The following is an 11,554-nucleotide window of genomic DNA, read 5'->3' as shown; positions in this document are numbered from 1 at the left end:
CTCCAGTATTCAAAGACATCATGAGGAAATGGTCGTGCCTCCTCAAACTTTTTGGCCATAATTGAATAGCTCATTAAATCTCGAATATGTAGCGACTTCCAGTCACCGACACACTCCTTGACCTTACCCACCCAATCGTGTTCTCGAATATCCAGCTGAGTACAACAGGATGATATTTGAGAACTATCGTGCGTACCTAGCGAAATAGTGGCTCGGCCGGTTTGAAGCCCAGCCACAATACGCATTAGAGACAACCAGTTCCAACCCTGCCGTTGAGGAATGTTCACGATGACTTTTCCCGATCGATTTATCGCATTGCGGCGATTTTTCGAGATAAATTTCTTCGGACATATAACTGACAGACCACTTGCCTCCAACAATCCGAGCCACTTTGTACGATAGTCCGTCATGGCCCCCGTAAACACGAGATCGTGAACGGCATCCGAAGACGACGTATTCTCTCTGCATAGATCACCGTCGATTGTGGGGAATGGGATCGTACGTACATCTAGGCCTGGCAACATGGTCGAGATATTCCGTAGCTCCGGCAAATCCCCTAAAACAAAGAAGCATCGAAGATAGGGCAAGCACTCCAAAAGGTTCCTGGTCCGTGCCAAGATTGTTCCGGAATGCATGTAGTCGTTTTCTGTCCCAAGCGGAGCTCCGTGAAAAAGCATCTGACCACGTTCGAAATCCATATGTTCGGTCATAATCACCGCAACCCGCTTTCGCGATGACTGACAAAACTCCATAAGTACGTCTCTATTGTTCCGCAACGAGAAGCCCTCGATGATTACATTGAGAGACGCATGACGAGGCTCTCGGCCAACGGAAACGGAATAGCCCTTCTGCTGCAAGGCCATGACAAAGAAACTTATTTGGTCACTGATCGTACAGAAGGGATGGTTGTAGATCCACAGATGGACGGGTGCCACGCCCACGGCCGGTTTAATCACGACTGAGTGTTCCTGTCGGGGATCGTTGGTAGGAATCGGCCTGCCTCGCTTCGAAATCCTGGGCAGCTCCAATAGCGCGCTCTACCTCCTCAAGCGAGTATCCAGACAAGCACGATGAATAGCCCCCCGCCTCGGCCTTTGTCGGACTGAATGCGCCCTCTTTCTGGAGAATCGCGTAATACCGGTCAAAGTGGCGAACAATATTGTAGCCTGCTACGCCGTGTCGGATAAGTTCGACATTGAAGTGATCTGCCCTATCAGGGTTTTCCACTTTCGGCTTCAGAAATTTCGACGAGACGTATGCGTGAACACGACGGACTCCTCTCCAGAAACGACCGGCATGTCGATGTAACACCGGATAGGGTTTAAGTATTCTCGAAATCGCATCAATTGACTCATTGATCACAGCTTCACCAGGATGTCCGCTAAAGCTGAGATAGCGTCCTCCCAACTCTTCCAGCGTGTACGCAAAGGTGATGGGAGGTGCAGCTGTACTGTAATATTTTGCGAACACGGACCAATCGCTCAGTCTAAAACTTGGGTTGCCGTAAGCTTGAATGAATGCTCCACCCATCTCCCATACCATGCTATATCCGGTATTGACCCTTTGCATAGGTTGCGTTGGGCTTTCGAACACTCGAGACCATTCATTGCTCTGCACCATACAATCAAGAAGCGACCGTCTCTCCAGACACGGCCCTATGGTGTTCACCCTGCTAGATTCGCAGAATCTCTCATAGAGGGATGAAACTGCACCCCAGAATTGATCGCTAAATGCCTGCCCAGAAAACTGCTTGTGCGCAAAGCTCATCATGCGATGTCGCATGTCGCTGTAGCTCTCTGGTCGATCCAACAAGCTACCCATGCGACAAGTCAGTTGAGAGACGAGATCATCGTCGAGGATAGGCGTTTTACCATATCGATCCACCAGAATACCGGTTACCGCGTCCTTATCCCAAATAGCCTCACGCATACCATGCAGAACAATGCCGTTCACAGTATCCGTCACATACACTGACGTTCCCACAGTATCAGTAACCACAGGAATAGCACCCAGCATCATAGCCTGCATAATGGAAACCGAGTGCAGGGATGCGCTGGGCAATAAAAAGAAATGTGCGCTTGCCATCAAGGCATTTATTTCGTGATTCGCCAGATAATCCTGCCCCCAAATGATACTGCGACCCGTTTGAGACCGGATAAAGGAAACATCCACACCATACTCAGCTAAATCTTCATCATTCGGCTTTGCACAGCGCAGCATGAGAAGCCCGCTTCGCCCCTCAGCCAGATACTCTTTCCAAAACCGTAACACGATATGCCCGCCTCGTCGAAAAAAATTGGACGGATTTTGGTTCGCCGAATTCACAAACAAGAATCTGGGACAGTGCAGCGAGGACTGTTTAGGAAGGGTTGGATCAGAAATGGCTTTTGCGCTCAAGCCGATTCGGGAGAGAAATAGCTTCTGGTCGATGCTCCTGTCAGAAAAAAATTGACTTAGATCGTGAAGCGTTTCAGGAACGTGAGAAAAAACTCCTAAACAAAGTGGACTGGAAAAGATACTTCGATAGTGCTCCCGAATCTCATTGACACGCTCCAGTCGACCGCTGCCTTGCTGAGAAAATGGAAACCAAACGGGCGCGAACATTTCGCAGTGAAGGACAAAGGGCCGTTTAAGCGAAGGAAACGGCGCCGTGTGGTGGAACTCGATCTCTCCCATTAACTCATTCGTCAGCACACGATTCGGCGGCCACAAGTATTCGTGATAAATTTCAGCGACAGATGCGCTCGACCATCGATCTAAAAGCTCACTCTCCGCCTTCGCTTCAGACAGCACTACCTCCCGTATTTTAGGATCAGAGGAAAACCGGCGATACAACTTGACATTATCCCAAGTGAAAATCGGCATATTTGCGGGAGCATGATCGAACAGCGCTCGATAGATGGGATGGAATCCATTCAAGGCGATGTAATGACTGAGACTCCATGGCGCTGCGATTGAAAGCTTCTTCTGATCACTCATACCAGATTCACCACAAAAACGTTCACCAACTCACACCTAAGACATAAAGCCCATACATCACTTAAGAAGACAGACAAAACCGCCTGGCGAAGCATGAGCGCCTTATTATCAGCGTTTATATAAGCTTATGACACGCGCTAGACATTCTTATGATGATGAAAGTAGGAGCGCTGACTTCGCACGCACAGTAACACTTTCTGAGATCCATACCACGACTTATTCAACCAGGATTCCTCCCAGGGAATCTCCGTTATTTCATCGAATCCCAGCATATCTAAACTTTTAAACAATAGTCCTCTGGAAAGTCCAACGTCGTTATCAAAACATACCGGGAATTTTGCATCCTTATAAAATCGGTTAGGCTGTTGGTAATACATTAAAAGCTCATCGGTGTCGCCCATTCCAGTAAAAAGCAATAGAGCCTTTTTAGCTCGACTTGCCACAAATGAGAGAAAATATAATGGGTCGCTAATATGCTGCATGATTTGCGAAGCCACAACAATATCATGAGGAGCAAAATCCTGAACTGTGTGGTTCCATGAATCGTATGATCTATGCCTAAACTCTACGTCCACACCGGTGAGTGAGCATAGAAATGAGACAGAAGAACTGTAATCAGCACGATCAAACCCCGTACACGTTCGTAAGCCGCGCAGGGCAGCACCAACAACAAAATATCCGTTATTGCATGCCATATCGGCAAGACTGCACCCTGGAAACCTCTCCGCGATACGATCAAGGAAGCAATCATACATAGTAGCAAGCCGCCTATTTGCGTCATAGGCTTTACGCCACACATCCTCTGCTTCGACCGAGCGGTCAAACACAAACTCATGAAGCCCATACGCTCGCCGCCCTCCATCTTGATGATGCAGCCAAGAGTAGGCCACTCCGGTAATGATCTCATCACTGAGAATGAATGGCTGATAGTTCAGACATTCTCTGGCCGCCTGAACTTGATTCTGAGTAATACCAAATTTTCGTAAATCCATTTAATGATCGGTCCTTTCTCCTGTATCCAACGATTCAAACTCAATGTGAGCGGGGTCTATAACAACTTCTGAATCGATGCAGAACGAGCAAAATACCTCGTCCACGGTTGAAAAACTTCCAACCCTTAAAAATTCACGCTTACTTTTGGGGAATATGCATCCAAGAAGCAGATGATGCTTAGTCGTTTACTACACCAGCCCTACATTTCTTAGTGTTTTCATCCAGGATAGCTCTTGCTTCACTGAGGGTTTCAACTTTAGTAATGAAGCCATCGGCCATGAGACGCTGGAGCTGCTCCTGATCATGAAATTCCACAACACCGACCGATTGGTCGACGACCCAGGCCTTTCCTTTATGGCTTATGATATTAAACCCACTCTGGGATTCGACGATATGAGGCGAACTGACGTCTTCCTTAGACACTCGATCTATCACTGTTCTTGCTTCTTCCACACTTTCCATCTCTAAAAGCCGCCCGGTAGCCGCTAGATCTCGTAGTTGTTCTCGATCGTAAAAGTCCACTTCCCCTGCCGACTGGTCTACAACCCATCCCTTTCCTTTGTAGCTTATGATATTGAAGCCTCCCTTGGACTCGACGAGATAGGGAGCACGAACTCGATCTATCGCCGCCTGAGCTTCTCCCACGGTTTGTGTCTTAAGAAGCTGACCCGCAGCAGTCAGGCGCTGTAGCTGTTCTGGATCAAGAAAATCTACACTCCCTGCTGATTGATCCACCACCCAGATCTTCTCTCTATAACGTACAAGATTAAACCCATGCCTCGACTCAACAAGTAACGGTGAGCTTAGTTCATCGACGCGCTTGAAAAATTCTATCGGCACCACCTCAATCTGATCGACCTTTTGTAGGCGGTCAATAGCCGCACATACGGCATCAACCGAATCGCACACAATGACGCTCTCATAGCCATGACTCGCCTGCAACTCCTCCAATTCCATCACGTGATTCTCCGGGGAAATACCACGCCGCACCCCCCAGAATCGTTCTTTATGGAGAACGATATTGAATCCGCTGTAATTGGCTTCTACTAAGAAAGGGATAGCCCGGCGGTGGCATTGGGCTTCTTCGATTTCGGCCATAAATGTTTGCACATTGACTGCCGTCGCTCTAGAGGGTTCGAGGAGATGACGACATGTCTTAGTCGTAGGTATACGTTTCAGTTTATATGAATCCAAGTATAAAACATCCAACTCCGACTCAATAAAGAACTTAACTGCATCGAATGGAGTCTCAACGATAGGCTCTCCCGGACCATTGAACGACGTATTCAACAGAATCGGCACCTTCGTGAGTCTGAAAAACTCGACGAGCACATCGTAGAAAGCTCCGTCGCTTTCATTGACCGTTTGTACCCTCGCAGAGCCGTCCACATGCGTCACCGCAGGTATATCCTTGGACTTTACCGTGGCGTTAAACAGCATATACGGCGATGGCAATTGGATACCCGAAAACCACTGCTCGGATTCAGACTCCAAAACCGCCGGGGCGAATGGTCGCCAGAGTTCCCGGCGCTTGATCTTGTTGACCCGTTCCCAGTTCCTGAGATCGCGAGCATCGGCAAGAATTGAGCGATGGCCTAATGCACGTGGCCCGACTTCACTTCGCCCATAGAACCAACCTATGACACGATTGCTTTCGAGCTCATATGCCGCATCACGTGCCCAATCATCTGTTTTCTCAAAAATGATTTGTTCCTTGAAGCTCTCGATCGCTGACAGAATTTCAGCTTCCGCGACACGCGGACCCAGGGATGGAGAGCTGAAGCTGCCTTTGGCCTTTCGCAGCAAGGGTTGATCCAACAGATTGTAATAACAGTTCAGTACGGCGCCGATCGCCAATCCACTATCGTCACATCCCGGCTCAACGAACACATTCTTGAAACGTGCTTCACGAACGACACGACTATTCGCCGGACAATTAAGAGCCGATCCACCTGAAAGGCATAAATTGTCGACGACAATCCCCTCTTGCCGCAAATAGTTGTGCAAGACTTCGGTTAGCGCCAGCACATTTTCCTCAAACAGTTTTTGCGTACTTGCGGCAATATCAGCATTTACCGGAGCCGTCATCCTGCCAACATCCCCGAACGGCTCCAAATCGTATCCCAAATCTTTCGCAAGTGACAGGCAGTGATAGAGCCACTGCTCGATGATATGGGCCGGTTCCGTCTCTTTGGTCAGGCTTACTAAGTCGTTCTTATTACCTACAAACTTTCTGTCGTAGAATACCGGCCTCCCATACGCTGAAAGCCCCATCAACTTTCCAGCCGATGACTCTCCAAGATTCATATGGAATGCAACCAGATCGTACAAAACACCTAAAATGGAATGGTGTGGCGCGATTGGATACAGTCGGTTTTCTTCGCCATAATAAAACATTCCGCTGTCATACCCCAAACCGCTCCCACCGTCTTGAGAAAAGATAGCTGCGACACGAAACCCCGACTGATAATAACTTGAAGACGCATGGCACATATGATGGTTTATGAAAAACGCGGGCACAAGACAATCTTCGAATGAAAGAGACACAGGGTAATGAAATCCAAATCTCAACGATTCGTTTTTTACATCAGCCGACAATCGCGTCGCTGACAAACCCTTCAATGTCTTTGAAGGCCGCCACAGAACATCATACGTATACTCATCAATCCAACCGGACAACTCATTGCTTTTTCCTTCAAAACTCCTGTATTCGGGGAAATATTTCGAATACAGGCCATTCGTATACCTTGCTGAGCTATTTAAATGCTGTTCGGCAAAAAGATTAGGCAGCACCCGCCTGCTCATCGCAGGAACTTGATCCCTATTCATGGTGCAAGGGACAGTGCTGGGATGTCCATTACTTCCTAGATAAATCGCAATTTCTTTTGGTTTATCAACAATGAGCTCGACACCTTGGGTGGACGTAACGGCACAGAAATTGACATCATGGATCGCCACATCTGCATCATGAAGCGCCTTCCTGATCGTGCCGAGATCCAATGTCATGGCATGCTTGACTCGCGTCTGTCTTTCGCGAATCACGCAGGACACCACTTGGCCGTCTCTGAGTACGGCCACGCCCGCGTCATGACCAAAATGCAATCCTAGAATGATCATGCAGGAGTCCACCGTTTCGTCAGCGCAGTCTGCGAAAATATTTCGCTCTTGGTTTCCATCTCAACCAGGCCGTTCATCCCCTCTTTGGCCGTCTGAACTCTGATATGCAAAAGATCGGTTCTGTGATCCGCCAACACGTATTGGTTATTCATTCTTTCCGAGACGGCCAATGATACAAAAACATCACCCCCGGCAAGGCTCACTTTGATCTCATAGCAAAAAATGACGATCTCACTCTTCGAGGCCGGGGGCACACTAACTTTGTCTAACCACGTATTCGTTCCATAAACTTTGACTCCGTCTACCGATTTTATAGACATGCCATAAACCGGCAATTGAATAGGCTGATGAAACAGAATCTTCATATATATTTTCAACGTATCCCAAGTCTTTACTTCAAGCACGTCGGCATCGTCATCTCGAACGCACATGTAATCTACAATCTCGGCACGTCCATCGCCCGTCCGACTCTCGTTTTTGTTATAACTTCTTCTATTTGAACAATTGTCAAAGGTGAGCACCTCACCAAAAAACACTTCTAAACCGCTTTTCTGATCGTGCATCATACCAGTGACAGCGGGAACTGCGGTTGTGTCTTTTCTGATGTGCGCTTCGACTTCCTCAATGGTTTTCCCGACTATCACACCGCCCAAGTTGGCCAAGTCGACAGCATGAAAATCTATTTCACCAAGCGCCTGCGGCACGGCATAGTAAGTTCCCAAATAACTCACCATGTTGTAATTGCCGGTAGCTTTAAGTAACTTTGGCTGTCCACCATTTCCGAATAAAAGGTCGAAGTAGGTGTTGGTGACATCGTTAGGCGATCCCATCTTCACGATCCGCCCATGCTCCAGTAAAATCGCTTGATCACACAGCCGGGTCACGGTTTCCATCGCGTGTGTCACCAGCAAAATAGTTTTCCCTTGCTCTCTGAACTCACGAAGCTTTTGAAAACATTTGTTCTGAAACTTGGCGTCACCGACGGCAAGCGCTTCATCAATGATTAAAATATCAGGATCAACATTGATTGCCGCAGCAAACGCCACTCGAACAAACATCCCGGAGGAATAGACCTTTGTGGGTTGATCAAAGAATGATCCAATATCCGCGAAGTTCTCTATCTCCGACAGTTTTCTATCGATCTCCTCGCGGCCAAGCCCTACCACCTCAGCCTGAAAAACGGAGTTTTCCCGCCCTGTGAATTCCGGATTAAACCCTGCGCCAAGCTCAAGAAGGGCCGAGACTCGCCCGCTGACCATCACGTCACCGCTCGTTGGCTGCATCACGCTTGCCAGTATTTGTAGGAGTGTCGATTTTCCAGATCCATTTCGTCCTAAAATACCGACTGTCTGCCCATGAGGTACCTCAAAGCTTATACCTTGAAGTGCCCAGAATTCCCGGTGATACCGCTTTGAGAACGGGTGCAATGCCTCCTTTAACCGATCGCGTGCGTTTTCAAATAGCCGATGTTTTTTAGAGACGTTTCTGACAGTAATGGCCGGGCGGTTGCGCTGTTCGATCATAGAACGTCGGCAAACTCCGGCTTGAGTCGCAGAAAAACGTATGCCCCGCTGATACCTATGAGCAAGGCGATAGTCCAGAACACTAACAGTTGAGACATATCTAACCAGACAGGATGGGAATAGAGAAGTGCGCTCCGATAACTCTCAACAATATGAAACATGGGATTAAGCATCAAGAATGGTTGCCATTTCACCGGAACCATGTCAATGCTCCATACGATTGGAGTCATCCAGAACCAAAAGTTGAGAACGGTAGGCAGAGATTGATTGATGTCGCGATGAAAGACATTCGTCGCCGCGACTACCCAGCCCAATCCCAAGGAAAGAACGACGGCGCACATATACGCATAGATAATCTGTAACCCGCCCAACCCAGGAATGATGCCGTGCATGAACAGTAACAGCATCGTGAAAGCCAATAAAACAAGATGCCCCACGGTGGCGGTCATAATTTCAACTATCGGTAAGGTTTCAGTCGGAAACACCATCTTCGTCGCCAAATGACGGTTGGCGAGAACGGTACTCGCTGAAGCGTTCAACACTTCGTTGACGAAATGCCACGGGAGAAATGCGGTCATGAAATAGAGAACGAACGGGACGCCCTTGGGGCCTTCCGATTTGAAGCCAAGTGAAAAAACAACCCAGAAAACAAACACCGTGGCGAGCGGATGAACGATGCTCCAAATGATTCCGCCACCAGTGCCGATGTAGCGGCTTTGAAACCCACGAACAGCCAGACTGAGCATAACCCTTCGGGATGCCATGATGGTTTTCCCGAACTCCATTATTGCATGCAATAGTCCTCCTCTTGCTCCGAGCACTAGCCCATGCCGAAATGAGGATTCGGTCATTCTCATTCCCACATCAATCGTGTCTCAATCCACAAAGAAGAACGGCACACCTCATACACATTGCACCATGAAAATCACTTTCTGCTTCTCACGCCTGACGTTATTTGACGAAACTACACATTCCCATAACACGTGTTCTTAATCATCGTGTATCCCTTGATCAAGTCGCTGATCCCTGCGTCAAGTGAATACAACGGCTTGAACCCGGTCGCTTCGATTTTAGCATTGGAGACAATATAGTTACGTTGATCCGGATCCTTACCGACCGGAGCATCGACGAATACGAAGTCCGGAACCTGTTTCTGAATATGTTCGCACAACTCTCTTTTCGACACATTGGCATCAGACAGACCGACGTTGTAAATCTGACCTTTCATCTTATCGAACTGTTCGATGCCGTGTTGGAAGACGCGCGAGATGTCACGCACATGGACATAATTTCGCTTGAAGGAACTCTCGAACAACACCACGAAGCGATCGTACACGGCCCGATAGGTAAAATCGTTCACCAATAAATCGATCCGCATGCGCGGCGACATCCCAAATACCGTTGCCAGACGAAAACTAATGGCACTTTCCCGTTGCATCAGCTCCTTTTCAATGCCGACCTTTTCCTTGGCATAGAGGGAAATGGGATTCAACGGGGATTCTTCCGTGCAAAAATTATCCTTATCGCCGGTACCGTAGGCGCTGTTGGTGGTAGGCATGAGGACCATTTGATGCTTCGATAAAAGCTTCAGCATCAGCACAATGGCATCATGGTTGACGGTGGTTGCGCCGACCGGATCCTGGCTGCACATCGGCGCTCCCACCAGCGCCGCCAATGGAATCACGACATCGGCCTTTTTGATCAACGAAGCCATCACGCTTTCGATACGGATATCGCCTTTTACGACTGAAAACTTGGGATGATGGCACACATGATTCAGACTGGACTGCTTGTACATAAAGTTATCCAGCACCGTGACGTTGTGGCCTTGCTGAAGAAGATCGGGAACTAGGGTGGAGCCAAGATAGCCTGCGCCACCGGTCACAAGAATGTTATAGCTCATCGTCGTACCCTCTCCGTTGATTGAGCGATCATGTCGGCGCTAACCTGCCAACAAGCTTGGTGCCCGATGATAGTCATCAGGGACTCCAATATCGATAAAGGTCCCACGAAACTCTCTTCCAAATAACCGACGTCCGGCCGCGAGCGCGTGAGGAAACAGGTCGTCCTCCAACGATATTTTTTCACCCAGCCTCCAAGCCCCGGACAACGCACGGGGATGCACCCAATAGACTCCCCCATTGGCAAGGCGAGGCCCTTGCTCAACACCGGACTTCAACGATGTGATCCGTCCTTGAGCGGACATCTCGATGCCCATGTACCGCCCCTTCTCACTCGTCCTGAACAATGAAAAACACCAGTCTGCATCGTGCTCCACGGCAAAGGCGTCCAATACAGTCCAGTCGGCCTCGAAATACGTATCTCCATTCAAGAGCAAGAACGGCTGACCCTGGTCGAGTTTCTCTACGGCGAGTAACAGCCCGCCACCGGTTCCTAACGGTCGCTCCTCAACAGCATATTCGAGCGGAATACCTTTATATTGCGACCCGAAATGACCGGTGATCGCTTCATACCGGTACCCCACGGACAACACAAACCGGCCGATACCCTGGCTGATCCAATAATCGAGCTGATATTCAAGAAAGGGACGCCCACCGATGGGAGCCATGGGCTTCGGAAGGTCGGACACGACGCTCCTCAGCCTGGTCCCCAACCCGCCGGCCAGAATCACAGCCGAAGGCATGGCACTCTCATGCGGAATTCAAAACCTTGCACAGCTCATCGATCTCTTCATCACGCAGATCCGGATAGTTGCCGATGTAGAAACCGTAAAAGTGGATATGTTCGGTTTCGGGGAAACGCAGATGGTGGTCCTGGGGAACGACGCCTTTCAGATACGGCTGGCGAATCTGATTACCACCCCCCGCACTTCCTCGTCGGAACTCGATCCCTGCCTCACGCATCACCTTCATCACGCGCTCCACCAAGACGTTGTCCGGACGCTTCAAGATAAGATTGAACGCATAATTACTGGACCCTTC

The 11,554-nt window shown here is 48.9% G+C and carries 8 protein-coding genes and 1 pseudogene; all 9 read right to left on the bottom strand.

Annotated features, from left to right (window positions below; genetic code table 11):
• On the bottom strand, positions 1–956 hold a 956-nt coding region (locus tag ACYX34_RS11290; protein ID WP_462076666.1), incomplete at its 3' end, for a hypothetical protein.
• Positions 949–2,793 carry a glycosyltransferase gene (locus tag ACYX34_RS11285; protein ID WP_462076665.1) on the bottom strand — a complete coding sequence of 615 codons (1,845 nt, stop codon included), beginning with the start codon at positions 2,791–2,793 and terminating at the stop codon, positions 949–951. The genes ACYX34_RS11285 and ACYX34_RS11290, both read right to left, overlap by 8 nt.
• Before the next feature lie 323 nt (positions 2,794–3,116).
• Positions 3,117–3,971: a methyltransferase domain-containing protein gene (locus ACYX34_RS11280; protein WP_462076664.1), complete on the bottom strand. Its 855-nt coding sequence runs from the start codon at positions 3,969–3,971 to the stop codon at positions 3,117–3,119.
• Between the two features lie 178 nt (positions 3,972–4,149).
• Complete coding sequence (locus ACYX34_RS11275) at positions 4,150–7,089, bottom strand: carbamoyltransferase C-terminal domain-containing protein (RefSeq protein WP_462076663.1); 2,940 nt, start codon at positions 7,087–7,089, stop codon at positions 4,150–4,152.
• Positions 7,086–8,612, bottom strand: coding sequence for an ABC transporter ATP-binding protein (locus ACYX34_RS11270; RefSeq protein WP_462076662.1), 1,527 nt, complete (start codon positions 8,610–8,612; stop codon positions 7,086–7,088). Before ACYX34_RS11270 ends, ACYX34_RS11275 begins: the two co-directional genes overlap by 4 nt.
• Complete coding sequence (locus ACYX34_RS11265) at positions 8,609–9,376, bottom strand: ABC transporter permease (RefSeq protein WP_462076661.1); 768 nt, start codon at positions 9,374–9,376, stop codon at positions 8,609–8,611. The genes ACYX34_RS11270 and ACYX34_RS11265 overlap by 4 nt, the downstream gene beginning before the upstream one ends.
• Before the next feature lie 200 nt (positions 9,377–9,576).
• A complete protein-coding gene (locus tag ACYX34_RS11260) occupies positions 9,577–10,515 on the bottom strand; it encodes an NAD-dependent epimerase/dehydratase family protein (protein ID WP_462076660.1) in 939 nt (312 codons plus the stop codon).
• Positions 10,516–10,554: 39 nt separating this feature from the next.
• Entirely contained in the window at positions 10,555–11,256 is a 702-nt protein-coding gene (locus tag ACYX34_RS11255; RefSeq protein ID WP_462076659.1) for a sugar phosphate nucleotidyltransferase, read from the bottom strand.
• 7 nt (positions 11,257–11,263) lie between these two features.
• Positions 11,264–11,554: pseudogene (locus tag ACYX34_RS11250) on the bottom strand (CDP-4-keto-6-deoxy-D-glucose-3-dehydrase); the annotation flags it as partial.

The sequence above is a fragment of the Nitrospira sp. CMX1 genome, assembly GCF_054902215.1.
This window is presented reverse-complemented; position numbering and strand designations above follow the sequence as displayed.